The sequence below is a fragment of the Kocuria flava genome (assembly GCF_001482365.1).
In the GTDB taxonomy this organism is placed as follows: domain Bacteria; phylum Actinomycetota; class Actinomycetes; order Actinomycetales; family Micrococcaceae; genus Kocuria; species Kocuria flava.
The window spans coordinates 88720-113210 of sequence record NZ_CP013255.1 but is presented as its reverse complement, the minus strand read 5'-3'; the positions used below and the strand labels follow the sequence as shown (position 1 = coordinate 113210).

Here is a 24491-nt window from a genome sequence, read left to right as displayed (position 1 = left end):
GGCCCGCCGGGACGCGATCGGGGTCGCCTGTGGCGATCATCCCCCGGCCTCACGCGTCCCGGCCCCTGCCAATAACGTCATGCCCTCTTACAGCTAGGGCGGTGCGGACGTCGTCAGGGGTGGCGTAGAAGTACTCCCGGCGCAGGTTCACCCGGTTGACCCGTTGGTGGGCGAAGTGCTGGTGGAGCATGGTTTCCACGCCCACGGCGTCCTGGGAGAAGAACAGGGCGTGGACGTCGAAGTTGAACGGCACCGAGGCGTCGCCGAGCTCTTTGACCCGGTCCATCGGGTCCAGGCGTCGGGTCATGCCGATCTTCACCATCCGCTCCCCGAAGGACCCGAGGTTGGAGATCACGTACACGTAGCCGGCGCGGGTGTTGGCCAGCCGGTTGTCGACATCGGCCAGGGCGGCCTGGGCCTCGGCCAGCTGCTCCCGCACCCGCTCCATGCCTTCCGTGTCGCCGGTCTCCTCGAGTTTGGCCAGCACGTTGAGGTGATGGTCCACCGTTTTCTGCTGTCTGGCCTTGGCCGCCTCCAGCTCTTTCAACGCGCGGGCGGCTTCGCGGGCCTCCTCGCGGCGGGCGCGTTCTTCCTCCTTGGCCGCGGCCACGGCTTGGAGGTGCAGGGTGGCCAGCTCGATCTCGCGCAGCCGCAGCCGATGGAAGGACTCGGTGACGTCGAGGCCGATCATGGCACCGGCCTTGCGGATCTGCTCGCGGGCCTTCTCCAGCCGGTTCTGAGCCACGTGGTAGTTGCCGGCCCGGGCGGTCTTCACGCAGTTCTCGGCCTCGGCGTTGTAGGCCCGCAGCAGCAGCTTGGTGAGGTCGCGGACGAACTTGGTTCCTTCCTTCTCGGAGTTGTTGAAGGTGAACCCGGTGACCGATCGGACCGCGGTCTTGGCCCGGATCGCGTCCTTGATCTGCCGCCGGACCTGATCGAGCTCCCCGGCCAGCTTCACTGAGGCCTCGGCCGGGTGCTCGAAGTCGTAGTACCCGACGTTATGGACCTCGGCGACCTCGCGCACATCCACGATCTGGGCCTGAAGGGCCCGTTTCTCCTCCTGGAGAGTCCGTACCTCGGCGCTCATCCGCAAGCGGGCCGCGTCGGCGTCCCGGGCGGCCTGTTCCTTGGTGAGCACGTCCATGGCCCCGACACGGTGGAGGTCATCGAGCAGCTGGGTGTTGGTGGCTACGACCTCCTGGGCGAAGATGCGCAGCCCGTGCACCGGCACCTCGGGGATCCTCGCGTGCGGGTGGCGGTAGGCGTTGGGCGGGTTGATGCCGAACCCGTCGGCCGGGGCGCCGGCCAGCTCTTGGTAGTCCCGGTAGGCCTTGTATCCGAACCAGGCCAGGAACGGCACCACCAGTAGTAGGCCTGGGCCGGTGGCCGTGCCGAGGAATAGGGCAAGCAGCGTCAGCCACAGCACCCACTGGAACGACTTGGGCAGGGCAGAACGCTGAGAAGGTGTGCGGGGGGAATCCATGGGAGGGCCCTTCGGTCAGGGGGCGCGGGAGGTTATCCGGCCCTTCACAGATGAGCATGGGTAGGAGCCTTTCGCCAGGGCCGGTGGCCGCCGGCGGCGAGCAGGGCACGTAGCCGGTAGTTGTCGAAATTCCGGAAGCCGCGGGCGACCCTGCGCATCGTCTCGATGACCCCGTTGATCGCCTCGGTGGGGCCGTTCGAGGCGCCGGCGGTGTCGAAGTAGGCCAGGATCGCCGACCGCCACCTCCGCAGGGTCCGCCCGAGCCGGGCGATCTCCGGGATCGGGCAGGTGGGGAACGCGGCGAGGATCTCGGCAACGAGCCGGCGCCCTTGCTCGGGGCGGGCGTGGTAGACGGCGCGCAGCTTCTGGTAGCAGTGCCAGGCCAAGGTCACCTCATGGTGCGGGTCCCCAGCCACCAGCTTCGCGTTCAGGCGGGTGATCTGCTTGGCGGTGAGGTGCTCGGCGCCGATCTGCAAGGTACGGCGGATCCCGTAGAGCGGGTCCCCGGCCCGGCCCCGGTGGCCCAGGGTGTCCTGCTGCACGCGGCGGCGCACCTCGTCGACGACCTGTCCGCCGAGCTTGACCACGTGGAACGCGTCGAGCACCGTGATGGCCTCCGGGAGCTCGTCGCGGATGGCGTTGGCGTAGCCGTGGAACGGGTCCAGGGTCGCGGTGCGGATCCCGCTCGTGAACCTCGGCCCCTGCTCGGTGAGCCAGTCGCCGTAGGCGGCGCCGGTGCGACCCTTGACCAAGTCCAGCAGCCTGGCTCGGGGCCGTCCGTCCTCACCGCGGGAGTGGTCCACGATCCCGGTGACCAGCCCGGTGCCGGGCGGACCCACATGGCGCCAGACGTGCTCGTCCACACCCAAGGCGCTGACCCCGGCCAGCCGATCCTCCGCGGCCAACTGGTCCTCGATGGCCGGGGCGACGGCGTCCCAGACGGTGTTCCAGGCGACCCCGAGCATCTCCGCCAGGGCCGAGACCGCGATGTCGTGGGAGCGCAGCTGGGCCACGGCCCAGGCGATCGCGCGGGTGGTGAGCTTGCCCCGCGGCGCGGCCAGATCGTGGACCTCGCTGAACGTCGTGAGCCCGCAGGCGTCCTCGAGGCAGCGGTAGATCCGCTTGCGCCAGCGAACCCGCACCGGCACCCCAGCGCAGGGCAGGTCGTGGAGCAGGACCTGCCGCCGGCCGTGCCCGGTGGCGAGCACCGCGCAGGAGGGGCAGCCCACCAGCGTCGCCACGGTCTCCACCACCAGAGTGAACGAGCGCGGACCACGCTCGACGGCCAGGACGTGGACGTCGGACAGGTCGAAGAGCGCGCACGCGGGCGCGCAGATAGCATGAGACACGTCGAGGCCTTCATGGATCAGGTTGCTTGGTCGCTACCCATCCTGGAGGCCTCGACCTCTACCCAGCCCTCACAACACACCCCTCGAGAAGCCCGCGCGCCCCCGGCTGCCCATGCTCATCTGTGAAGGGCCTGTTATCCCTCAATTAACCGTGTTCACTTCCGCACATACCAAGTCGATCCTCAGAACCAACATCTATGACGCCGCACAGGAGACGAACTATCCCTGGTCAAGAGGTTTCGCAGCACCTGGGCTGCCCTAACCACAGGAGCTGTTGCCCTGTGCGTTCTCCTACATCGTTTCGCCCCCATCTCTATGACCCCGAAATATCGCCTCGGACTGACAAGGTCGGCTTCCCGATGGACGACCCGAGTGGGGTCACCATCGCCGCTGGCTAAGCGTGACGGGGAGCCGCCCTAGGATGAACCCATGACCGAAGCTGTGGCTCTTGATGTACTGCGTGACGGGGACACCGTCGATCTCCGCAAGGCTCGGGGGGCGTTCTTCACCCCGGGTGCGATCGTGGACTTCATCGCCCAGTGGGCCATTGATGAGACCACCGAGGCGGTGCTGGAGCCGGCCGCCGGGGAAGCAGCGTTCCTGCTCTCCGCAGCCACCCGCGCCCAGGAGATAGGCGGGACGGTGGAGCTGGTCGGGGTGGAGCTGCACGAGTCCTCGGCCGCCTTCGCCCGCGAGTTCCTGGCCGATCACGGGGTACAGGCCCACCTGGAGGCCTCGGACTTCTTCGAGGTGCCGGCCTCCCCGCGCTTTGATGCGGTGATCGGCAATCCCCCCTACATCCGCTACCAGGCCCACGCCGGGGCCTCCCGGGCCGCCTCCCGTGCCGCTGCTGCGGCCGCCGGGGTGGAGCTGTCCGAGCTCGCCTCGTCCTGGGCGGCGTTCGTCGCCCACTCCACCGCGTTCCTGCGCACGGGCGGCAAGCTGGGGCTGGTGCTGCCGGCCGAGCTGCTGTCGACCAACTATGCCGCCCCGGTCCGGTCCTTTTTGATGGAGAACTTCGCCGAGGTCGACCTGGTGCTGTTCTCCGAACGGGTCTTTCCCACGGTCCAGGAAGAAGTCGTGCTGCTGCTGGCCAGCGGCTGGGGCCAGGGACCCACGGACCGGTTCCAGCTCTTCCACGCTCACAACGCCGCGGATCTGGCCCATCTCGGGGCCCCGGCCACCTGGGTGCCGACCAGCACCGGGGAGAAGTGGACGGCCGCGATGGTCTCCCCGATCGCCAGCGCCCTGTTCCACACCGTGGCCGACTCCCCTGCCTTCACCGAACTGCGGATGTGGGGTAAGACCAGCCTCGGGGCGGTGACCGGTGGGAACCGGTACTTCACCATGACCGCCGAGGAGGTCGCCGAGCTCGGCCTGGGACGCGGGGAGGTCGTGCGGATCTCCCCACCGGGCTCCAGCCACCTGCGCCACCTGGCCCTGACCCCGGCCCGGTTAAAGAAACTCACCCAGAACGGCTCCGCCACCTACCTCTTCCACCCCGGGGTCAACCCCTCGGCGGCGGCGAAGGTGAAGATCACCGCTGGGGAGGCCGCCGGGGTGGATCAGGCCTATAAGTGCCGGGTCCGCACCCCGTGGTGGCGCACCCCCCTGCTGGAGGCCCCGGACCTGTTCCTGACCTACATGAACGCCGACATACCGCAGCTGGCCACCAACACCGCCCGGGTGCGGCATCTGAACTCCGTACACGGGGTCTACCTCGCCGACCCCTACCACCAGTTGGGACAGGAGCTGCTGCCCTTGGCCGCGCTGAACACGGTCACCTCCCTAAGCGCGGAAACCGTGGGCCGGGCCTACGGGGGCGGGATGCTCAAGATCGAACCCCGCGAAGCCGACCGGTGGCACGTCCCCTCCCCCGACCTGCTGGAGGAGCACCGGGAAGCGTTGCTGGCGATCAAACCGAAGGTCACCGCCCTGCTAGAGGACGGGGAGCGGGGCCGGGCCACCGCCCTGGTCGACCAGGTCCTGCTCGTCGACGGGCTCGGCATGGCGCAAGAGGATCTGGAGGCTTTGGCCCAGGGCCGGGCCACGCTCAAGGCCCGCCGGGTCGCCCGCTCCAAGTCGGTGAAGTAAGTGGCCGCCGAGCACGGGGAGTTCGACGCTGTCCTGGCCGCCGCGGACCTGGCCGCGAATCCGTGGGACCACACCAGGGGTAAACCGCGGTATCGCATCGATACGGACCTGCTGCAGGACCTGGTGCGCCTACCCATCGCCGATGAAGCCACCACCCAGAGCGGGCGCCTGGCCAAAGGCATCGACGCCTGGGTCGCTCACGAGCTGCGCCGGGCCGGCTTCGATCCCGACGATGTCTGGCCCCGAGCCACCAGACCCCGGGTGCTGCCCCGGGACGTGCGGCTGCTGATGGAGAAGCTGCCCAAGACCCTCAGTGCGGAGATCGCCCGCCGCCTGCCAGCCCTGACCAGTGTGGCGCCCTCCGACGCCCGGTTCCTGGGGCGGGCCTACGTCAAACAGGTCGATGTGGCCATGGCCCGCTGGGACCGCGGACCGGAACTGCTGATCTCCACCAAAGCCATGACCGCCTCCTTCGGCAAGAACGTGGCCAACCGCTTCGAAGAAGCCTACGGAGACGCCGGCAACCTCCGCGCCCGCTACCCCCTGGCCGGAGTCGGGTTCCTCTTCGTCCAACGCGCCACCATCCTGGGTGAGAAGGACAAGGCCGCGTTTGAGAAGACCGTGGACATGATGCGCAAACTGCGCGACCGCGGCGACGGCAACGGCTACAACGCCACCTGCCTCCTCTTACTGGAATGGGACGACGCGAACCCCGGGGAATCCGTGCGGGTCCTCGACCACACCACCGGCCCCGACGACGAACTCAGCGAAGGCGTGCCCGAGGACCTCGGAGCACCCCAGTTCTTCGCCTCCCTGATCGAGACGGTCCTGGAAGCCACCCCGGTCTCCGAACACGTCCACGCCCGCGGACGCTACGCCGGCAAAGAACTGGCCGTCCACGAAGGAGAATGACTCTCGGATCCAGCGCTGTCTGGCAAGCTACAACTGTGAGCAACATGACCTGTATCGCTTGTCTGACGCAACACCCCGATGCTTGTCAATTACAGCGCCCGCGAGTACGCGCATACGCGCCAGCCACGGCAGGTGAAACCGGACGAGTAGACACCAGTCATTGCGCGGCACGATGCGCCCGGGGTTGAGGTCGCTGGAGAGCGATCGTAATGTGAACTGACTCTATTCAGTCCGATGTTCCCAGAATGGTCTGGTCTGCCGCCTACAGTGGTGGCATGACAGATGGAGCGGGCTGGCTGACAAAGCCTCTGATGTTCCTCTCCTCGTACGCACCCTTGTTCGTCATGCTCGCGATCCGCTTCGAGGACTCCACTCTTCGACTTTGGTGCACCCTAATCGCGACCGCCGGTGCTATCGCCCTGCCTGTTGTAATGTCTCATCAGAGAAGGGGATCCCCTGGTGAGCACATAATTGTCTCTGTTCAAACCGGTGGCACCGGTGCTTCAAGTTATCTTGCCGGTTATTTGCTGCCGTTTCTGACAGTGAGCCGACCCACAACTACTGATCTAGTTGCCTATGGCCTTTTCTTGCTAGTCGCTTTACTCGTACATCTGCGGACTGAAATTATTCAGGTAAACCCTACACTTTTCATATTCGGCTGGCGCATTTACGCATTTACCGACTCCAAAGGACTACAGGGGCATATAATCAGCAGGGCAAGAGTAGTTTCCGGAGATACTGTACGGGCCTATCGCATGACCAACGACGTGCTTTTGCAAGCATAAGTTATGCCACCTGCTTCCAATTACCAAGGAGGGCACCCCCCAATGGCCGATGAACTGCCGAGCACCGAAGGCTCACTACAGCTCGTTGTTGCTTGGAGATCGGGGAAGGCAACCATTGGACGATGCATAAAAACTGCGGACGACGTAGAAGAGACCCTCCGATCCCATGCCGAGCGTGCGGTTGCAGAAATGACTGACCCTGCACCATATAGTCCCGATACCGACATGGAGGACAATACGCATCTAGAAGCGGATCCTGAAGAGCTCTTTGACACGAGCTTGATAGAAACCCTGCGTCAGGGCGCTTCCCTTCAACTGGCTACTGAGCAAGAACTGAAGACAAAAGCTTTGTTTTGTCACGCAGCAGTGATAGGACGTGGCGACGCGGAAACAATTTTTGTGAAAAAACGCTCGCCTATCCAACTAGGAAAAAAATCGGTCGTTGCCACACTGCTCAATAATACTCTTGACAAAATCGAAACTCCGATCTTTGCGTTTGACAACAGGTACGACGCGATCATCACCAAGAGCAAGGTCTACGTTCTCGACAAGAGCAGTTTTGAAGGCCTCTTCAAGGAGTCGCCAGCCGTCCTGGCGAAGACGACGGAGTGGGTGCAGGAAGTGTCGTCGGTGGTCTCCATGACAGATGGAAGTCAGGAAATTCTCGAAACGGTACTAAAGCGAAACCAACACCTGCGCAAAAAGTTTCAGGCAATTATGCGGCGCCCACACATCCAGACCCTGACACCAGACACCCTTAGGTCCGTAATTCTGAGCAGCGGATACAATCCCACCGAGCTGATGGACGGTGACAACCTCAGCGTGACAGATACCAACGTCAAGACTGTCCTTCAACTGCTCAACGAGGATTTGTTTATAGGGAGTTTCTCCCAGGAGCCATTTGCAGCTGGGAGTAAACGGCACATGGCCTCCAAGCGCTGAGAATAGTCATCGGATCACCCCCGGAACGACTGCAGCGGTGGCAGGAGTCAAGAAATCATCTTGCTATCGGCAATTTGGGCGAACAAGTCACCGGCCGCCTCTTGCTGTCGCTAGGTTACCAACTACTTGGATCTCAGGACGATTTTTTAGGCATGGTTTCCGAAGTTTTGGGAGAATCCACTCACGCACACCCAGAAGACTTCATCGCCATCGATCCGAACGGCCGGTTGATGACGATAAACAGCAAAGCGTCCATCAGTCCTCGCTCGTGCCGCATTACTCGCTCCGGCGATCTATCCGTGCCACGCCTGGGTCGCGGCCAGAACCGAATCCGCTATGCCACTTATCGAGCCAATTTAATATCACCCCTGGACGGCGAGTCATTTGCCCAGGTGGTCAAAGTCGACCTACTCCATCTTAAAGCTCAAGTCTTCGAGATTGGTAATGACGGACGCCTATCTCGCGTGACAAACCTCCACGAGGTCTCCGATCTAATGCGGAAGACTCTGGAGGATTTTCCAGACTCGATGCCACCTCCCAACATTTGGGACCTTGTATAGTAAAGCAACAAGGTGGCAATTTTATATAGAGAAGTGGCACCAATAATTGTCGCAGAGACGCCTACACCCATGAAAGGGTGTAATGTAACATGAGATCATCGACTTGATCGCGAATGATTTCAACCTACTCCATGATCGTGAAAGGTGTTTAAATGGCCCAGAGCGTGCAGATTATTTTGGAGGACGACCTCGAGGGTGGTCCTGCTGATGAGACCGTCCAGTTCGGTCTAGACGGCCGGCAGTACGAAATCGACCTGTCGACCGCTAACGCGGAGAAGTTGCGGGAGGCCCTGCGACCCTATGCTGCTGCTGGCCGGCGGGCCCAGTCCAAGTCCGCCCGGGCCACCGGGACCCGGTCTTCCTCCGGTGGTAACCCGGAGACGGCGAAGATCCGGGCCTGGGCGAAGGAGAACGGGTACGAGGTCTCCGACCGCGGCCGCGTCCACCAGTCCGTCAAGGACGCCTACTACGCCGCCCAGTAGATCCCCCACTCCCCCACCCGGACACCGCCTTGTGCCTGTCCGGGTGCTCCGCGACAGTGGGGTCTAATGCCGGCGGCCACGGTCGCGGCATCACCGGGGAACGTCTCGGGCAGGGCTCGAGCACGAGGACCCTCACCGCGGCCCCTTCCGCACGATCAGCAGCCGGTGACGGGCTGACTTCCCTGTCCGATACGGAGCTGCCGGGACGCCCCACGTCCAACCTGGACAGCGCTGGTCGTCCCTTTGGCGCCCGACAACTGCCCCCGCTGGGGGTTGGCCCTGGCAGCTTTCGGACCGAGCGCGGGCACCCGCCTCAATCGAAGACCCACCGGACCACCCACCCCATCCCGCCGCCCGTCCCCAGATGAAGAGAACCCGGCCCACCAGCAACGGTGAGCCGGGTTCCTTCCTCGCCGACCATGGGAAAGCCGCCCGCGGCCGTCCCCCTCCCCCGCCGGGGGTAGGGATTGTTATCGGTTGAGCTGTTGGGCGTAGGCGCGCACGGCGTTCTCGATCACCGCGCGGGCGGTGCCGTCGTGCTCGGTGAGCTCCTCGATCAGATCGGAGACGTCTTGGGCCACCCGCACCCCGAGCTGGATCGTGGGTTCCCGGCGCGGCCGGCCACGCCCGCGCTTGGGTGCGGCCACCGCAGGCTCCGCCGCCGGTGCCGCTTGCATCGGCGGGGACGACACCACCGGTGTCGCCGGCTGGGGTGAGGTAACGCGTGGGGATGTGTAGTCGACCGGGTCGATGTGCTCATCCGGGGCCGGGCGGGGCCGGCGGCGGGCTAGTGAGGCGGGGCGCTCGGGCTGCTCGGTCATCGCAGCACCTTCTTCGCGATCGCGGTGTAAGCGTCCAGCACGCGGGCCCCGTTGCGGTACTGGCCGTACCACTCCCCCGAAATCCGCACCTCTTGGACAATGGCCCGGTCCGGGATCAACGGCTCCAGGAACAACCCGGTGGCCCGCAGCTCTTCGAGGCTGGCCACCGCCGCCCGGCTCATGATCGTTTTTTTCACCCCGCCAACGACGATGCCAGCCTCGGTCAGGGTGTCCGGGGCGCCCAGCTGCTGGCGGTGCCGGCGGAACTGAGCGACCGTGCGCCGGGCCCCTTCCACCCCGTCGATGCCATCACTGGTCGCGGTGGCGGCGTAGACCACGGTGTCCGCCGCGTTCAACGCCGACAGCGTCAGCGGCCCACCCTGCCGGTTCGGGCAGTCAATGACCACCACATCCGCCGACAGACCGGTCAGGGAGATCTTCGGCCGCAGCTCCGCATGATCGGCCCGGTCCGCCTCCCGGTTGGAGACGTTGCGGGCCGAGGGAATCACCCACAGGTTGGGGGGGCCACCCGCTGAGCACCGCGAGACTTGAGGCACCCAAAGGGTGCATGGGCCCGCCATGTGTGACCATGTTTCAGTACCACACAAGTACCACACCATGGCGCACCGAAGTAGTACCACACTGGTACTTATACAACATCATATTGGTGTTACTGTGGTGCCATGATCATTGTCTTTGGGCATCAGAAGGGCGGAACGGGCAAGTCGACTCTCACCGTCAACATGGCCGTTGAATTGCAGCGACAGGGGAAGGACGTGCTGCTAGTCGACGCCGACCCGACGATCCGCACCACTTCGAACTTCACCACCGACCGAGAGGAAGCCGGGCTCCCCTCGTTGCAGTCCGTGCAGAAGTCAGGATCGCTGCATAAGTTCCTGGAGGAGTTCCGACCCAAGTTCGATCACATCCTGGTCGATGTCCCAGGCAAGGACTCCAAGGAGATGCGCACAGCACTGACTGCTGCGGACATGCTGATCAGCCCCACGCGCGCCACCCAAGCCGACCTTGACGCCGTGGCCGGCCTCCTGGAGACGGTTGAAGGGGCCCAGGACTTCAACGAGGACCTCAAATCGATGCTGGTTCTCAACTTCGTTTCCTCCAATGTCTTCACCAAGGAGCGGGAGGAAGCGCAGTCGTACCTCGAGGACTTTCCTCGTGTGCGACTTGCTCAGACCGTGTTGCATCAGCGCAAAGCTTTCGCTGACTGCCTGGCCGACGGCAAGGGAGTCGTAGAAATGCGCGATGCCAAGGCCAAGGCCGAGATTCAACTGCTGACCCAGGAGGTCTTCGCATGGTGAGGAAACGTGGACCGATTGCCTCCAATCGAGAGGAAGAGATCGAGCGGTTCGCAGCGGCAGCCGAACGCTCGGGTTCAGACACTCCCGATCAGGGGCCACCCCTGAAGCCGTGGAAGCGGCGGGCGCGGAATGGAGCCAAGGTGAAGGGGTACAACTTCCGGTTCAACAACACCCAGCATGCCTTGCTCAATTACGCCGCCGAAGCTGAGGACACTTCCCAGCAGAAGTTGATTGAAGAGCTCGTATGGCCCGTGCTTGAGGAGCGCTACGGCCAGAACGTGCCGCTCAAGTAGTTCCCGGCATACCACACCAGTGTGGTGTTAGTACTACACAAGTACCAACATGGTGCCGTGTCGACAGTAGTCGGCACGGCACCTTCATTCCCAGACGCTTCCATGGACACTTCTCAACAGAAGTTGAACGAAAAGCCCGCACCGCCTGTGCTTGAGGAGCACTACGGCCACAGCGATATCCCCGACCCCCGCTACGTCACCACACTGGTGTGGTGTTGGTACTACACCAGTACAGTTATGGTGCCGCGCCGGCTGCTGTTGGCGCGGCACCTCCGTACCTAGATATCGCACTAAGACCGGACTGATCAAACGAACCATCGTCCCTATCCAGGTGAAACTTGCGAAGTGGTAGTCCCTGCAGATACGAGGCGGAAGATTTCCCGTCCTGGTAGAGCGAAGGAACCGTCGTCCAAGGCTGGTACCACGCTGGTACTAAATAGACGTGGTGCCAGTGCGGTACCAGTGCGGTACCAACATGGTACCGATTGGGTGTGAGAAGTGCCCACGCCATTTCAGGAAATCGCCAGCACCATAGAGCATGTGGTGGATGCCGCGCCTCGATGCAGTGCCGGATATGGTGAGCGACCGATTAGCTGACGGTGCGCAGTTCGTTCCAGTCGGTGGTGTAGCGCGGGGAGAGGTCTGCTTGGTGGTTGGCCCAGGGGTCGGGGGAGTGGGCGCCGAGTCGGCCCAGGGCGAGGGTGCCGGTTCCGAAGCGGCGGTTCACCGCATCGATCAGTTCCCCAATGGGGGCGGGTTGCTCGAGCACCCCGGGCAACACGGGCACGGCCCCTTCGGGGGCGAGGTCGGTGCAGAGGATGCCGGCGCGCATGTACTGCGTCCAGTGCAGGAGCTTGGGGACCAGGGCGGCCCGGGCCGCGGCCACCAGGGGAGTGGGCTCGTTGATGGGCACGGCCAGGCGCACGTGCGCGGAGACATGGTGCGCGGGTCCGGGCCGGTGCGGGGAGGTGGTGGCGGAGACGGTGATCCGCCCGGTGACCTCGCCTTCTGTGCGGAGTCGGCGGGAGGCGCATTGGGCGAACTCGGCCACCGCGGCCCCGACGATCTCTGGATCCCAGATCGGGTCCGGGAAGGATCGGGAGACCAGGATCTGGGCCTTGGTGGCCACCTCGTCCTCCACGGGGATGGCGGGGAAGCCGTTGAGTTCCAGGACGGTGCGCATCTGCACCACGGAGAACGTGTGGCGGATGGCCACCGGGTCGGCGATGGTCTCGACCCCCATCGCCTCCAGGCGCTGGGCCAGCCGCCCGGCGACGCCCCAAACCTCGGTGACCGGCAGGGCTTCCATGAGCCGGCCCCAGTATCCGTCGGGGGCTTGGTCCCAGTGGACCACCCCGTGCGTGGTGGGCAGCTTCTTCGCGCATTCCGTCGCGATTTTTGCCCGCGTCTTGGACCGTGACCTGTTCGGGGCGGAGGCCCCGGTTGGAGGTGGAGGTCGTATCGCGGCTGAGGTCTTCCGGTTAGGGGCGGATGATCCAGTACGCATGAGTGCTGAAGGGCGGTATGGCCAGCCCGGGTGGTGTGGATTCTCGTGCGCGTCCTGGGGGGTCACGGGTGGAGCTGGCGGTTCGAGGGGCTATTGCCGGTGGCTTGGGCGCGGCCGGCGGCGATGTGGGCGGCCCAGCGTTCCCGGAAGGGCCGCCGGACCGCCGGCGCCTCATCATCGGACCTAACGGTCACCGACCCTGCGTGGGTCTGGTGGGCGGCATGGCGGGCCGCGGCGGCCACGGCTTGAGCCCGGCGCTGCTCGGCTTCGGCGGCCGCGCGCTGGTCGGGGGAGCGGTGGGGGGTGCCGTCGGCATGGGTCCAGGCGCGCAGGCGGGCGGTGAACCAGGCCCCGGGGTGGGTGATTCCGGCCACGGCGTCGTGGGGGTAGCGGACCCCGGTGGGGGTCCAGTCCAGGGCGTGGAGGACATCGGCGATGCTCCAGCCTGCCTCGAAATAGGGCTTAGCGACCGAGACGACGTAGGCGGTGGTGATCTGGCGCAGCACGAGGGCGTGGTGCTGGATCTCCAGCCCCGCCAAACGATAAGCCTGCTTCCGTTCTGACCGGGCCGCCCCGACCTTCGAAGGCCTCACCGTCGCATGAGCCGGCCACAGCGGAGCTGTCCGCTTCGCGAGGGCGGCTTGGACCTCCCGCCGCTGCGCGGCGGCCTTGGCAGAGGGTCGCGGCGTAGCCGCGTCCATCGGGGAAAGGCTCTCGCGCGCGTGCGGGGGAGGACATGCCCCCTTCGGGGGGACCGGGCCGACATTTATGTCCACAGGCCCAAGCTCCTGTTCTGTCTTGTGGATGGCCCCGGTGTCCTCGGAGGCGGCGCCCGGGGTGGGGGGAGTGGGGGGAGTGGGGGTGGTGAGGGCGTAGACGGGGGCCTCGCCCTGCTTCTTGCCGGTGGAGCGCGGGGTGTGGGCCGCGGAGCGGCCGGTGGCGACCACGGCCAGCAGCCCCCAGTTCTTGAGCCGGCGGATCATCCGCCCCACCGAGTCCTCATGCACCCCCAGCCGCTGGGCGACCCATCCCCAGGTGGTGCGCCAGGTGCGCGAGGCCGGGTCCTGCTGCACGGCGATGATCTCCACCAACCCGAGCATGTTCGCCCGCCCATCAGCACGCATCAACTCCAGAGCCGGGTGCTCCACGACAGCGCGCTTCCACGCCACCACGTGGCGGGCCAGCTGGCAGCCTGTCGGCACCGCCCGCAGCACCACGGCCTTGGAGCGTTCATAGGCCACCCGCACCCGCCGACGCCGCGAGGGCAGGTCCGTTTCGGCCTTCTCAACAGCCTCAGATAAGGGCTGTGAGCGAAAATTGGCAGCGTTCAGCCGCGCAGGCTCCCCTTGCGGGAACGCCTCGGGTACACTAGGAGACACAACAGTCCCCTGGTATTGGGTACATAAGCAGTTCCGATTCAGTTAGCTGTTGGAACGGCTGTCGCAGTTTGGCGACGGAGACAGCCGGATGACTTCGACGGCCCGCCCGGCAAGGCGGGCCGTCAGTCGTTTAAGACGCTCTGGAGATCGGCAAGTGCGGATCCTCCCTGTTGTCGAGTTTGTTCGGGAGCTCTGCGTCGCGCTCAATCAGTGCGCCGATGTACTCCGCCATCGACAACCCCGCGGTAGCAGCAGCTTCTGCTGCTAAGCGATGCTGTTTTGGAGTCAGGCGCGTGCTGAAGGGCACCTTGTTCCCCTGCATCTTCGGGGGTTTGTAGTCGATCATGGTGGCTAGTCTTACATGCCGCATGCGCATGCGCCAGACAATCCGCGCGTGTCTGCGGGAATCTGCATGCCCGCTGCGGCGCCAGCTGGCACGGTGAGGCGTAGCTCGTGCTCAGACATGGTCCCACCATACTCCTATTTGAACATGTTCAACATAAACATGTTCAAAGCGCGGGTACGCTGGATGTCATGTCTTGGCTAGAGGGAACTGTTCCCTGCTCCGGCTCCAACGTGTTGGCCGACCTGCCGGACCATGTCACCTGGGAGGGTCTTCATCTGGAGGTGCAGCGTCGGCACGGTAAGCCCATCCACATCGTGCCAGCGCCGGCGGGGTTGGGTCAGGATGTCACAGGGTTGTGGTTGGAGAAGGCTGAGCAGTCCTGGATCTTCCATGCTGCAGGGGAGAGCGAGCTGCTGCGCCGGCACGTGATCTTGCACGAGTACGGACACATTCTGCTCATGCACGGTGGGTGCGAGCTGACGCTGGGGAATGCTTTTTCCCACATCGGGGGATCCCGTCGGATCAAGACTCTTCTCGGGCGGTCCTCGATCTGGACGGCTCAGGAGGTCGCGGCTGAGGACGCTGCCACGCGGTTGGCCTCCCGGTTGACCCAGAAGGTGGATCCACTGCTCGAGGCCTTCTGATGAGCCTCGGCGCGGGGTTGAGCCTGCTCAAGGCCATGGCGTGCCTCTTCGCCGCCGTGGCGGTGGTCGTTCGTCTGCCCCGGGTAGTGCGGCAGCGTCGCGTGGACTTCATCTGGGTGGGCACGGCATTGGCAGCGTTGGCCTTCTCGGCCAACGGAAGCATGTTTCGTGAACGGACCGTGGATGCGTGGCTGGGTGGGGAAAACAGTTTCCACCTGGTGCGCAATCTGCTCGCGCTCAGCGCCGTGTGGTGCCTGCGGGCGGCCCTCGTCCAGTCCCTGCAACGCAGGAACTGGAGCCGGTCGCGGACATTGCGGGAGGCCTCTATTGGGGGTGTTTTGCTGCTGGGGCTAACGGCTGCGTTCTTCTCGATCGACCGGGGCCCGACCTCGGGGGCGTTCATCCCTAACCACCTCGCCCAGGGCGGCACACTGGTCTACACGCTGCTCATCATGGTGATGGGTGGGTGGAACGCCGCCGATGTTGCCCGTGTCGGCTTCCGGGAGCTCACGCTGCGACGACAGGGGCATGACCGCTTGCTGCGGCCAGGTCTGCTTGGTCTGGGGGTAGGAGGTTCTCTGCTCGTGCTTGGCTGCGCGCTCGAGGCTGGCTACGCCCTCCTCGGGCATTTGGACACGTGGGATGCTGTAGCTACGGTCTTGCAGGCCTCATTCGGCCTGGTCTTCCTGCCCGGGGCTGTGCTGGTGTGCTCGGCCGTGGCGTGGCTGGGGCTGTGCGCTCAAGGCCGGCGCCTGAAGATCGGGTTGCGCATGGACATCCTGAGGATGGCCCCGGTGTGGGACCACCTCGGCGCGGACCGGTGGAGCCCTGGTGGGCGCCCTCCGGGCTGGCGCAGCGCCCTGTCGGCTGATCCCCAGAAGGCCCTTTACAGAGCCGTCATTGCCGTCGAAGACGCCCTGCGGGCGGAGGACGTGGGCCTGCCGGAGAAGCAACGGTGCGCCCTGCGGGCCGCCGAGAGGAGATTTGAACTCACATCATGAGCACCTCGATCGTCGTCCCCCGCTGGGAGAGAACCGCCACGGAAGCCTTCCAGCCTCCCGTCCTGCTGGCGGCGCTGCTCATTGCCCTGCCCTGGGGGGCGAACCCCACCGCGGCCTCGCTGTGGTGGGGAATCAGCGCAGCCCTGATCGTGTGCGGGATTCCACTGGCGGCAGTCCTGCTGTTGGTGCGCCGTGGAGTTCTCACTGACCATCATGTGAGTGTGAAGGAGCACCGCCGGCCCGTGATGGCCGGGGTGCTGGTGCTGGTCCTTAGTTATCTCGCGGCGGCGATCCTGCTGCAGGGACCGATCGAGATCGTGGCGTTGCTCGTGGCGACGTTTTTGGCCGGGCTGGTCATCGCTGTGGTGAGTCCGTGGTGGAAGATCTCCGGGCACGGCATGATGATGGGCGGAACGATTGTTGCCCTGACAACATCTTGGGGTGTCGTCGGGCTGCTGTTCGTCCCGGTGGGACTTGCGGTGTGTTGGAGTCGCATCCGGCTCCAGGACCACACCGGTCCGCAAGTGATCTCAGGCTTCATCTACGGGCTGACCTTCTTGGGCAGCATCTACGCCTGGATCGTGACATGAGGAGAAAAGACGTGGGGGACGCCAACCGGGAACGGTCAGCACAGATCCTGGCCGACAAGCTCAACCTGCTGCTGGACACCCTGCGCACCGAAGCTGGCCAGACCTACGACTTCACCACGATCCAGCAAGGCCTCAAAGACCTCGGCGTGGCCATCTCACGGACGAAATGGCACTACCTCAAGACCGCCGACACTCGGGTGCGCCCCGACGAGAAACTGCTTCGAGCGCTAGGCGAGGTGTTCGGAGTGGACCCGCGGTACCTCGTGCAGGAAGACGGCCCGCTTCCTCAGCAGGTCGAACAGGAGCTGGCCACGGTCCGAGCCCTTCGACGGGCGGAAGTACGCAACTTCGCTGCCCGAGCCCTCGGCCAGGTCGATCCCGAGGGGCTCCAGGCAATCCTGGAAGTCATCGAGAAGAACGAGGCGGCCGCTAAGGACAACCAGGCACACGACATGGATTGCGCAGATTCTCCTCCGGAGTCGCCACCCGCACCTTGATCTCTACTACTTCGGCGAAGCTATAGGAGTCACCGCCTAAGAGGCAGCTGAGCGGGCAGGAGCTTGGTCAGATTCTCCTGTCTGGGTACGCACATGGAGCTGTCTCCTGCAGGAGCGGCCCCGATACAGGGTCGGCGGGAGGTCTACCGGCCTTCGGCGATGGTGCGCAGGGCCTCGAGGTGGTCGGTGTAGGCGGTGCGCCCGGTGGGGGTGAGGGACAGCCAGGTGCGGGGGCGCTTGCCTATGTAGCCTTTGCGGATCTTCACGTAGCCGGCGGCCTCGAGCTGGGTGGCCTGTTTGGAGAGCACCGAGTCGGAGATCTCCACGGTGTCGCGCACATGGGCGAACTCGGCCTCGTCGACCTGGGCCAGGGTCGCGACGATGCTCAGGCGCACCGGGGCGTGGATGAGCTCGTCCAGCCGGTGCCGGGCGTGGCGTCCTTCGGTGGTGTTCACTTGGTCCCCCAGCGGATCATGGCCGCGGCGGCCAGGGCGGGAACGGCGGCGAGGGCGGCCCCGGCGGCGAGGGCGGCCCCGGCGGCGACCATGGGCCAGGTGTTGGGGGAGGTTTGGGCGGAGAGGTTCAACCACGGCAGCACCACGGTCAGGGTGAGCACGAAGGAGGCCGCGATCCCGGCTCTTGACCACGCCTTGGCCCGGCGCGGCACGGTGCGCGCCAACCGCTCGATCCACCACACCGTGACCAGCCAGGCGGCCAGGAACACGGCCGTCCCCACGGTGTGGCCGACCCAGCCGGCCAGGATGTTCTGTGAGGCCATGTACAGGGCCGTGACCACTCCGAACACCGCCGTCGCCCTGGCATGGATCGTGCGATCCCGGGAGGTGTCGAGGGTGCGCGCCTGGAGGGTGGCCAGCTGCTCGCGGGCCTGCTCGGGGGTGAGGTGATCGCTCAAGGGGTCCTCCTGGGGACGACGTAATGACAGCACCATCCAAGCAACTACTTTCCATAATGACAAGTACTTGTCGGAATCGAGCATATCGGCTGCGGTGTGGCACCCTCCATGCGCGGGGCAGCAGCTCGTCTTGCCGCTGTTCCCGGCGAAGCCGCTGGCGGGCGCCATGACGCGGTCACGGTCGGTCATCCTGCCTTGTGATGAGCGGTCCAGCAGTCGCAGCGCGGACGGTGGCGATGAGACGGATCGGTGCTGACGGGCGCGACGGTAGCGTGTGGTCATGACCGAACCCGTGGGGCAACTAGCCTCGATCTCCCTGGACTGCCCGGATCCCGAGTACCTGGCAGGCTTCTACGCCCGGCTGCTGGGGCTGGAGGAAGCCTTTGCCAGCGATGACCGTGGGGTCATTGCGCTGGCCGGCGCCGGGCCCATGCTCACGCTGATGCGGTCGGAGAACTATGTCGCCCCGTCCTGGCCCCAGGGGCCGCAGCACCAGCAACTGCACCTGGACGTCGCGGTGGAGGACCTCGAGTCGGCCGTAGCAGCTGCTATGGCCCTGGGCGCCACGATGGCCGGGCATCAGCCCGCCCCTTCACTCTGGCGGGTGCTGATCGATCCTGCCGGACACCCCTTCTGCCTCACCACCGTGCGCCCCGACCCGGCGTAGGACAGGGGGTCAATCGTGCTAACTCACGAGGCCCACCAGGATCAGCACCATGCCGTGAGGCCGACCTCCGGTGCTAGCACGGTCGGTCCCACCAACTCCGGAGGCATCAGCAGCAGGGGCGCCGACGAGGCGGCTGCCACGAGGACGCGCAACTCGTCGTTCCTCTAGGCAGGGGATGCGAGACGTCTCGTCCCGAAAATTTGCGCCCGCATGATTCCGCGGTTCGGCCCGTCTCGCATCCTTGTGCTTTATCCATGACCCTAGAATCGGATACTCAACGTTAGTTGCGAGACAGATGAGGTGGACATGGGGAAGCTGATCGGGTACGCCAGGGTGTCGACGCGCCAACAAGACGCAGACCGCCAAGTGTCTGACCTTCTGAGTGCCGGCGTGCGACGTGATGACGTGTACGTAGACAGTGGAGTGTCTGGAAGCCGTGCGTCCCGTCCCGGCTTCGACAAGGCGGTGGCCGCCCTCGAGTCGGGCGACACGCTAGTGATCACGACACTGGACCGTCTGGGCCGTTCGACGCAGAACATGCTGACCTTCGCCGAGGCGCTGCGGGGGAGAGGCGCCGGGTTGCGGGTGCTCAATCTCGGTGGGGGAGACGTGGACACCGCGACCCCGATGGGGTCGATGGTCTTCACGGTCATGGCTGCTCTGGCGCAGATGGAGCTGGAGATCAAGCGGGAGCGGATCACCGACTCGGTGGCCAAGCGAAGGGCTGCCGGCAAGGACCTCGGCGGGCGGCGCCAGACCTTCACCGACTCCCAGATCCGCAACGCCCTACGGCTGATCGAGTCTGGGGAGCCAGCGACCCAGGTGGCCCGCGATCTCAGCATGTCCCGCGCGACCTTGTACCGGCGGATCCGGGAGCTCCCGCAAGCGACCACCATCTGAATTCGTCGGTACCTGTGGACACCGTGGTGCGTATGACGCACCTGTGCGGGCTTTTCATCGCGCGGGGTAAACGGGCATGACAACCACGCCTGGCTGCGGGCGCTCCGCACGGGCGCATCCGGGCCCGCTTGGGGTCCGGCTAACGGGCCCGTTATGGGCCGATGTCGCCTCCAACCTGGAATGTCACGGAGCGGGGTATATCAACGGCCAAAGCGGTGACCTGTGTAGATGGCGACGGCGCCAATCCACTGACAAGACGTATGCTGTGTTCATGGTGCGACCCCCAGTTGAAACAATCGCGGATCAGCTTTTCTTCACGACAGTGTTCATCGAAGCATTTACCCCTACAGCCAGGTCCACCGGAACTGGTTTCATTATTAATTATCCCGGCGAAAACGGCTCAACACTGCCAGTTCTAATCACAAACAAACATGTGTTAGACGGGGCGCATCAAGTTGCTTTCACCATGGCTGCCGCGGAGAACGCCAGCCAGCCAGCCAGCCGTGGTACACGCATGGTGGTTACTGGATTCAACGCCCAAACCTGGTTGGGCCACCCTGACTCAAACGTCGACATCGGCGCCATGCTCTTTGGGGAAATTCTAAAAGCGATGGTAGATAACGGTGCCGCCCCGTTCTATCGAGGGTTTGACCCAGAGCAACTTGCAACACAAGAGACCGCGGACTCACTCGACGCTATCGAGCAAATTACGATGATTGGATACCCAAACGGCCTGTTCGACCAAGCTTCCATGCTGCCAATCGCACGACGTGGGCAGACTGCGACACCGATCTTCAACGACTACAACAACCTGCCGGCCTTCTTGATCGACGCTTCGGTATTCCCGGGGTCAAGTGGTAGCCCGGTTGTGCTTTATGACCGCGGCACCTACACAACTCGCGATGGAGTGACGCGTGTCGGCACCCGAATGGCACTTCTCGGCGTTGTCGCGGCCGTTCATACCCGTCAAGTCAACGGAGTCGTGCAGATGGTCAAAGCTGGAGTCGCCACATTCGACGACATGATCGATCTCGGGATCGTTTTCAAGTCCAGTGCCATCCAAGAAACGGTTTTTGCGCTGTACGGGACATTGGGACTTTCCCTACCTGTCTCAACAGGAACGCCAGGGAATCTCGCTTAGTACGCTAAGACGGCCATCAGCTTAAGGGACTAACCACAGGACTTGTTCGGCTTTTCATTATGGATGTGTGAGGCCGGTTGGTCTCACACCGTGAGGGCGTGGGGGTCTATTAGGTGAGGACCATGATGGTGCTGGTCCGGCGGGTCTGACTCACGGCTCTCCTGACGCCGTTTGCCCGCGGTTGGACTGTCTGTGACGTGTCGACCGGTCCGGTCCACACGCCGGTGTAACCGAGCGGGCCGCCATGTTCTGAAAGAGGTTTCTCTCCGGGCTCGTGTACCCATCATGGTGTTCACACGGGCCTGGTAGCGGGCTGGAGTGGTGGCCCCTCCGAAAGCGCTACTTGGCATGCCCGGAAGTCGGAGTATGGGGGTTGTGGCCGTCCCCTTAACTGATGCACACCTACCCTTTTTGATATCTATCAGCAAGAGTGGGAGCGACAACCTCAAAGACCGCGCGGGGCGGTGCAGACAGGGACGGCGATGCGTCACGCCACACCAGGTAAGTGCGGAAGCTGAGCGGGACCGCAGCCAGATGCGGAGCAGCCAGCGCGCTGATGGGCCTAATCCTCGGGGAGGGGAATGATGAGCGCAAAAGGCATCACTCTCATGACGTATGGATGCTTCGTGGCCATGGCTGCCGCCGCCATAGTCTTCGTCTTTACCGGTACCACTTGGAACGGTGGAAACGAGACAGCGGCCTGGATGCTGTTCGGCGCCTTCTTCATTTACTTGCTCGGATTTTTCATTTTTAACCGCAAGTGGGCCACGACGAAGTCAACCGCCCAGTATCTGCGCGCATTTGATGGCACTGTGACCATGGAAGAGGCAGTGCATCTACTGCAGAAGTACTCCTACCTTCTCCTGGTGGGGTCTTTGATGTTTCTCATCGCTGGAGTGTCCGCCCTCGTTGTTTACTGATCGCAACCCAGGCAAACTGTTGAAGCGTTGATGGGTCTTGTGGCCGACTCCGTGCGCTTGGGGTTGAGAATTGAACCCGCCGCGCCGACGACCGAGGCTATGCGCGCGGAGCAGGAGTCTAGAAGCTTCGGGCCCCCACCGCTGCTGGGTCGCTATGGAGTCATATTCTTGCGTGCGGTTCTGGTCCACCAGTTCAGGATGGAGCCGCGGACGATGTACTCGAAGGTGTGCAACAACATCGGCATGTCCTGCGCCATCCAGGATCCTCCTTTGGCAGCTGCTGACATTCCCACAGGCGTCTCACTGGGCAGGCCGTCCGGCCCGTTTGTGGGCGTATCAAGCATTGGGTGAGGAAATGGTTTGCCGTCATGCAAAGCTCGGGACCTGTGCCGGTAGACAACCGTCATGTGCTGGCGCATCGTGCTCCAGTCCACTCGGTATTCCGGACGTGGTTGCGGGGCCTCCGGTGCATGGCTCTCCACGAAGTCCACGAACTTCCGCGTAGCTCCCACTTGTTGAGCCAGGGCCTTCGCCACTTTTTCCTTCGTCCCCGTAGATGCGTCCCCCAGCGCCTCCCAGACGTTGGGGTGGAAGTCAGCGAGCACATCGACGGGCGGCCGCGACACACTCTTCTGCCCGGCGGCAATGGCCTCCACGGCGCCCACGAGTTGCAACCAAGCGAAGTTCGGGTCCTCGTTGGCCCACCACAAGGCGTTTGAGTACAGGCGTGCAGCCCGGGCAAGCCGTGCAGCAGCCTTCTTCTGCAGAATTGGGAAGGTTGCCAGCGTCTCCGTTGCGTCCTCGAAGCGGACCTCACGATTCATAGCTGGCAAGATCTCTGTTCCTGGTGGGCCGGGGCGACTCAGGTATTGGCGGTCGAACTCGACCGGCTCACCTGCTGGATCGTCGCTGCGCAGACCCCAAACTCGGGTGATGCCGCCAGCACGGCAACGCACCCCCAGAGCCAGGGATACCAGGGCTGCAATCTCGTCAGACACGGTGCCGCCGTGATAGCCGCTATCGTCGGCGGGTAGGAGCTCGTTGGTCCTGTAGTCGACTAGCTCCGGCATCAATGACGTATGCCTCTCGCACCGCATTATCAGGGCCATGGGCATGGGCACGTCCCGGGCCATCGTTGGTAGAACGGTGTAGGGTCCCAGCTGCAGCTTGGACCCGATAAACCGGGCATCCGAGTAAAGGGCTTCCTCGTGCTTCTCGGGGTTGCTCAAAGGATTCTCGAGTGCAGCTCGCCAGTTACGCCATGCATCAGTTCCCATGCTGCAATCCTGACTGCTGGACGTGCCGGTGCTGTGGAGGTTCCTCAGACGATGGCCGACTGCCGTCTTCGGCTCGGAGCTTTACGGTGAGGCCATGACATCTGTGAATCCGTTCAGAGGCGATGACTCGCGTACCTCCGGCGAGCAGGAGTTCCTCGAGGCTCTCGCCGCGTACATCACCGACTGGGTCATTCTCGGGGTGTCCGCGCAATCCTTCGAGGTGGTCGCTCAAGTGCATCCGTTGGTGGTGATGACCCAGGTCCCGGGCGTGGACGTGCCGGCGGAGCGGTGCACCTTGCAGATCGGCTACTGGGACGACCACCAAGGACGCCGGGCCCTGGAAGGAGAGTGGGGGGATGAGTACCTGCTGGACAGCCACGTGTACAGCAGTGATGGGCTGACCGTCTTCGGTCTGCACGAGGAGCCGGGCACCTACGGGACCCTGGCCGGGAAATGGTTGGAGCGTCAGTTGCTGCGGCGGGTGGATCGTCAGGACTGGATCCGCAAGGGCACCCTCATCCGGTCCCGGTGGGTGCTGCCGGACACCGGGATGCGAGTGGCGCAGACGATCAACACGAACTGGTTCATCCGCGGCGCCCCGGATCGAGTGACCCGCGTCCGCTGAACATTGGGGACGCCCCCACCCTGTGGTGCAGTAAGGGCTCCTTTGAGACGGGGTTATGAAGAGGCGCCTCACCCGGGCCGCGGTGTTCGCCTTGGAGGCGTGTACGCCTGCATGCGAAGCCGCCGCTTACGCCTCGTCCAGCCTGCGGAGCATGTTCGCCAGCATGATCACAGCGTCCGCGAGTACCCCAGCCTCCGTGCGCGTAGGTGCTCCACGGTGCTTCACCGCCTGAGCGAGCTCAATAGCAGCACGTGCAAACTTCCGCATCTCCTTATCACTCGATTCGGGAAGGCGAGCCTCGATGTATCGCTCCAGCCGCAGCTTCGTGTTGGCCACCTTGGGCTCGTCCTCGCCTGGCGGGGTGTGCTTGGGATGGTCGTAAACTTTCCGGCTCAAAGCCTCCGTGACGTGTACGCAGTCGTTGCCCACGGCGCGGTAGTCCTGAGGCGTTCTAGCCGTGCGGAAATGTCGTCTAAGCTCGCCTATCTCCGTGTCAATCTCGGCCCAACCAAGGATCCGGTGAGGCGAGACTGCTTCGGCCAATGTCGAGTCCAGTGTCTGATTTTGGGCGGCCATGAGCTGCGCGTAAGGCTCGTCGAACAAGTCGCTCAAAAGCTCTCGTCGGGCCTGCCACCCTCCGGTTCCCGATGCACCCTTCCTGATCCAGAACGTGCGCCATGAGGTGTGGTCACGGAAGGGTAGTTGGAATGGGTGGCCAGCACGCGTCGACGTTCTTTCCAACGCACGTACGGCCAGCCTCATGTCGGAGTCCGAGAGTCGCTCACCGCCAGATGTTCCTGAAAGGAGCAAGTCGTCTCGAACTAGGTCCATGAGGGAAAGGGCCGCGTCGAGGTCGTTGCCTCCGTCTGAGTGCCCCTCGACTAAGGACCGGAGCAGGCTTGTGTCGAGCACCTCTTCGTAAGAGGTATCGATTCCGTTGAACTCACCGGACTGTACCGTCAGGAAAAAGCTGTTTGCAGACATCACCACAGGAACAACCGTACTGTGAGCCGGGACGGCCGGGGCTCCTCGAGACCGCAGTTG

25 protein-coding genes and 1 pseudogene are annotated in these 24491 nt (G+C 64.2%); 15 read left to right on the top strand and 11 right to left on the bottom strand.

Features of this window, described 5'->3' with window-relative positions; translation table 11 throughout:
• Positions 1 to 106: 106 nt before the first annotated feature.
• A pseudogene (locus tag AS188_RS16185) lies at positions 107 to 1087 on the bottom strand (SNIPE associated domain-containing protein); the annotation flags it as partial.
• A 440-nt stretch (positions 1088 to 1527) separates the two neighbouring features.
• Positions 1528 to 2832, bottom strand: coding sequence for an ISL3 family transposase (locus AS188_RS16180; protein ID WP_236945156.1), 1305 nt, complete (start codon positions 2830 to 2832; stop codon positions 1528 to 1530).
• Positions 2833 to 3261: 429 nt separating this feature from the next.
• Here AS188_RS16180 and AS188_RS16175 point away from each other — a divergent pair, with 429 nt between their 5' ends.
• The 4 genes from AS188_RS16175 to AS188_RS16165 all read left to right on the top strand — a co-directional run bounded on the left by AS188_RS16175 (position 3262) and on the right by AS188_RS16165 (position 8607).
• Positions 3262 to 4926: an HsdM family class I SAM-dependent methyltransferase gene (locus AS188_RS16175; protein WP_058860086.1), complete on the top strand. Its 1665-nt coding sequence runs from the start codon at positions 3262 to 3264 to the stop codon at positions 4924 to 4926.
• The gene (locus tag AS188_RS16170) at positions 4927 to 5838 is read left to right on the top strand and encodes a hypothetical protein (RefSeq protein ID WP_058860085.1); all 912 of its coding nucleotides are present in this window, start codon (positions 4927 to 4929) and stop codon (positions 5836 to 5838) included. It begins immediately after the preceding gene.
• A gap of 827 nt (positions 5839 to 6665) precedes the next feature.
• Positions 6666 to 7565, top strand: coding sequence for a Kiwa anti-phage protein KwaB-like domain-containing protein (locus AS188_RS16725; RefSeq protein ID WP_169798033.1), 900 nt, complete (start codon positions 6666 to 6668; stop codon positions 7563 to 7565).
• A gap of 712 nt (positions 7566 to 8277) precedes the next feature.
• Positions 8278 to 8607: a histone-like nucleoid-structuring protein Lsr2 gene (locus AS188_RS16165; RefSeq protein ID WP_058860084.1), complete on the top strand. Its 330-nt coding sequence runs from the start codon at positions 8278 to 8280 to the stop codon at positions 8605 to 8607.
• Between the two features lie 470 nt (positions 8608 to 9077).
• On the opposite strand, the gene AS188_RS17035 is transcribed toward AS188_RS16165, so the two are convergent.
• Together AS188_RS17035 and AS188_RS16160 are read right to left on the bottom strand one after the other, a co-directional pair.
• Positions 9078 to 9254, bottom strand: a complete 177-nt coding sequence (locus AS188_RS17035) for a hypothetical protein (protein ID WP_154676738.1) — start codon at positions 9252 to 9254, stop codon at positions 9078 to 9080.
• A gap of 170 nt (positions 9255 to 9424) precedes the next feature.
• Positions 9425 to 9937: a ParA family protein gene (locus AS188_RS16160; protein WP_058860083.1), complete on the bottom strand. Its 513-nt coding sequence runs from the start codon at positions 9935 to 9937 to the stop codon at positions 9425 to 9427.
• Positions 9938 to 10111: 174 nt separating this feature from the next.
• Here AS188_RS16160 and AS188_RS16155 point away from each other — a divergent pair, with 174 nt between their 5' ends.
• Together AS188_RS16155 and AS188_RS17030 are read left to right on the top strand one after the other, a co-directional pair.
• A complete protein-coding gene (locus AS188_RS16155) occupies positions 10112 to 10747 on the top strand; it encodes an AAA family ATPase (protein ID WP_058860082.1) in 636 nt (211 codons plus the stop codon).
• Positions 10741 to 11040 carry a hypothetical protein gene (locus tag AS188_RS17030; protein ID WP_139318660.1) on the top strand — a complete coding sequence of 100 codons (300 nt, stop codon included), beginning with the start codon at positions 10741 to 10743 and terminating at the stop codon, positions 11038 to 11040. Before AS188_RS16155 ends, AS188_RS17030 begins: the two co-directional genes overlap by 7 nt.
• A 589-nt stretch (positions 11041 to 11629) precedes the next feature.
• Here AS188_RS17030 and AS188_RS16150 read toward each other — a convergent pair.
• The 3 genes from AS188_RS16150 to AS188_RS16710 form a co-directional block, all read right to left on the bottom strand.
• Positions 11630 to 12394 carry a DUF4113 domain-containing protein gene (locus AS188_RS16150; protein ID WP_169798032.1) on the bottom strand — a complete coding sequence of 255 codons (765 nt, stop codon included), beginning with the start codon at positions 12392 to 12394 and terminating at the stop codon, positions 11630 to 11632.
• A 215-nt stretch (positions 12395 to 12609) separates the two neighbouring features.
• On the bottom strand, positions 12610 to 13788 hold the full coding sequence (locus AS188_RS17025; RefSeq protein WP_147050475.1) for a hypothetical protein: 1179 nt from the start codon (positions 13786 to 13788) through the stop codon (positions 12610 to 12612).
• 268 nt (positions 13789 to 14056) lie between these two features.
• Positions 14057 to 14272 (bottom strand): hypothetical protein, encoded by a 216-nt coding sequence (locus tag AS188_RS16710; RefSeq protein ID WP_083529639.1) that lies wholly within the window; start codon positions 14270 to 14272, stop codon positions 14057 to 14059.
• Positions 14273 to 14502: 230 nt separating this feature from the next.
• On the opposite strand from AS188_RS16710, the gene AS188_RS16140 reads away from it, so the two are divergent.
• Genes AS188_RS16140 through AS188_RS17285 form a run of 4 tightly spaced genes read left to right on the top strand, consistent with a single transcriptional unit; the run spans position 14503 to position 17004 of the window.
• Positions 14503 to 14916, top strand: a complete 414-nt coding sequence (locus tag AS188_RS16140) for a hypothetical protein (protein WP_058860079.1) — start codon at positions 14503 to 14505, stop codon at positions 14914 to 14916.
• Positions 14916 to 15917, top strand: coding sequence for a hypothetical protein (locus AS188_RS16135; protein WP_058860078.1), 1002 nt, complete (start codon positions 14916 to 14918; stop codon positions 15915 to 15917). The genes AS188_RS16140 and AS188_RS16135 overlap by 1 nt, the downstream gene beginning before the upstream one ends.
• Complete coding sequence (locus AS188_RS16130) at positions 15914 to 16507, top strand: hypothetical protein (RefSeq protein ID WP_058860077.1); 594 nt, start codon at positions 15914 to 15916, stop codon at positions 16505 to 16507. The genes AS188_RS16135 and AS188_RS16130 overlap by 4 nt, the downstream gene beginning before the upstream one ends.
• A gap of 11 nt (positions 16508 to 16518) precedes the next feature.
• Positions 16519 to 17004 (top strand): hypothetical protein, encoded by a 486-nt coding sequence (locus tag AS188_RS17285; protein ID WP_058860076.1) that lies wholly within the window; start codon positions 16519 to 16521, stop codon positions 17002 to 17004.
• A gap of 143 nt (positions 17005 to 17147) precedes the next feature.
• On the opposite strand, the gene AS188_RS16120 is transcribed toward AS188_RS17285, so the two are convergent.
• Both AS188_RS16120 and AS188_RS16115 read right to left on the bottom strand, forming a co-directional pair.
• Entirely contained in the window at positions 17148 to 17459 is a 312-nt protein-coding gene (locus AS188_RS16120; RefSeq protein ID WP_058860075.1) for a winged helix-turn-helix domain-containing protein, read from the bottom strand.
• A complete protein-coding gene (locus tag AS188_RS16115) occupies positions 17456 to 18001 on the bottom strand; it encodes a hypothetical protein (RefSeq protein ID WP_147050477.1) in 546 nt (181 codons plus the stop codon). Before AS188_RS16115 ends, AS188_RS16120 begins: the two co-directional genes overlap by 4 nt.
• 196 nt (positions 18002 to 18197) lie before the next feature.
• Here AS188_RS16115 and AS188_RS16110 point away from each other — a divergent pair, with 196 nt between their 5' ends.
• The 4 genes from AS188_RS16110 (at position 18198) to AS188_RS16100 (ending at position 21545) form a co-directional block, all read left to right on the top strand.
• Positions 18198 to 18584 carry a VOC family protein gene (locus AS188_RS16110; protein WP_058860094.1) on the top strand — a complete coding sequence of 129 codons (387 nt, stop codon included), beginning with the start codon at positions 18198 to 18200 and terminating at the stop codon, positions 18582 to 18584.
• A gap of 306 nt (positions 18585 to 18890) precedes the next feature.
• Positions 18891 to 19484, top strand: a complete 594-nt coding sequence (locus tag AS188_RS16105) for a recombinase family protein (protein ID WP_058860073.1) — start codon at positions 18891 to 18893, stop codon at positions 19482 to 19484.
• A gap of 271 nt (positions 19485 to 19755) precedes the next feature.
• Entirely contained in the window at positions 19756 to 20625 is an 870-nt protein-coding gene (locus AS188_RS16700) for a S1 family peptidase (RefSeq protein ID WP_169798031.1), read from the top strand.
• Positions 20626 to 21251: 626 nt separating this feature from the next.
• Positions 21252 to 21545 (top strand): hypothetical protein, encoded by a 294-nt coding sequence (locus tag AS188_RS16100; protein ID WP_147050479.1) that lies wholly within the window; start codon positions 21252 to 21254, stop codon positions 21543 to 21545.
• 152 nt (positions 21546 to 21697) lie between these two features.
• On the opposite strand, the gene AS188_RS17020 is transcribed toward AS188_RS16100, so the two are convergent.
• Positions 21698 to 22822 (bottom strand): hypothetical protein, encoded by a 1125-nt coding sequence (locus AS188_RS17020; RefSeq protein WP_147050481.1) that lies wholly within the window; start codon positions 22820 to 22822, stop codon positions 21698 to 21700.
• 94 nt (positions 22823 to 22916) lie between these two features.
• On the opposite strand from AS188_RS17020, the gene AS188_RS16095 reads away from it, so the two are divergent.
• Entirely contained in the window at positions 22917 to 23447 is a 531-nt protein-coding gene (locus AS188_RS16095; protein ID WP_147050483.1) for a hypothetical protein, read from the top strand.
• Between the two features lie 126 nt (positions 23448 to 23573).
• Here AS188_RS16095 and AS188_RS17015 read toward each other — a convergent pair whose 3' ends face one another.
• A complete protein-coding gene (locus AS188_RS17015; RefSeq protein WP_147050485.1) occupies positions 23574 to 24431 on the bottom strand; it encodes a hypothetical protein in 858 nt (285 codons plus the stop codon).
• Between the last annotated feature and the right edge of the window lie 60 nt (positions 24432 to 24491).